Source organism: Acinetobacter sp. 228, assembly GCF_048147885.1.
On the sequence record NZ_JAYWYV010000502.1, the window covers coordinates 1 to 1114 of the forward strand.

At 39.8% G+C, this 1114-nt stretch carries 2 protein-coding genes; both read left to right on the forward strand.

Translation table 11 applies throughout. The annotated features are described in order from the left end of the window. Positions 1-204 (forward strand): CDP-alcohol phosphatidyltransferase family protein (locus tag VXQ92_RS20225; protein ID WP_416682990.1); only part of this gene is annotated, 204 nt, incomplete at its 5' end. A gap of 123 nt (positions 205-327) precedes the next feature. Beyond that, a partial coding sequence (locus VXQ92_RS20230; protein ID WP_416682991.1) for a methylated-DNA--[protein]-cysteine S-methyltransferase occupies positions 328-1114 on the forward strand: 787 nt, incomplete at its 3' end.

Consider the following 1114-nt stretch of genomic DNA (forward strand, 5'->3'; position numbering starts at 1 on the left):
CTTGGGGCGCGGACCAGTGTAGCCGTATCAACAGTCGGTAAATATAAAACTGCATTTCAAATGATTGCGATTAGTGTATTCCTGTTGAATTGGCAGCCTTTAGAAGTATTGGCCTATGCTTTGTTATATACCGCCGTTATTCTGACTTTATGGTCAATGTTTATTTATTTAAAAGCTGCATGGCCATACCTAAAGCAGCCATAAAATTAAAAAGATTTTCAAAAGCCTTTCCTTGCGAAAGGCTTTTTTATTGGAAAGTGCAAGAATCGGGTCGTCATGGTGTCTTGGCTCCTTTAAAGTAAGATTGAGTACCTAAGGAGGTGACAGATGCAAATGCTTTCTTCTCGGCAATTTGCTGCGATTGCCACAATTATTGAATATTTATATGAACATCTAGATCAGCAACCAAGCTTAGAAGATGTCGCTACATATATGAATTTAAGTCCGAGTTATATCCAGCGGCAGTTCCAAGAATGGGTAGGCATTAGCCCTAAGAAGTTTGTGCAATATATGAGCTTGCAGCAAGCAAAATATTATTTAATGCAGCAACGTAGTTTATTAGATACGGCTTTAAATACTGGACTGTCGGGTACGGGTCGTTTACATGATTTATTTATTCAGCTTGAAGGGATGACCCCTGGTGAATACAAGCAGCAAGGTGATGGCGTTGAATTGAATTATTCAGTTGAAACGAGTCCATTTGGTGACTTATTGGTAGTAAGTAGTGATAAAGGGATTTGTTCTGTTCGCTTTGTTGATCACAGTGATAACATACAAGAAATCGTTAAACAGTATTCTCCGAAAGCTCAATTAAAAAATCACTCTCCGATTTGGCATCAACAGATTGCACAGTGGTTTAGACAAGATTTCTCAGAACATTTACAGCAGAAATTACCGCTTAATCTTGCAGGAACACCATTTCAGCTACAAGTATGGGAGGCACTGCTTACTATTCCCGAAGGGCAGTTACGAACCTATCAAGATATTGCTGAGCAAATTGGAAAACCTAAAGCAGTCAGAGCAGTGGCTACAGCAATTGGCCAAAATCCGATTGCGTATTTAATTCCATGTCATCGGGTCATTCGCGCAACAGGAATGGTCGGTGAGTACCATT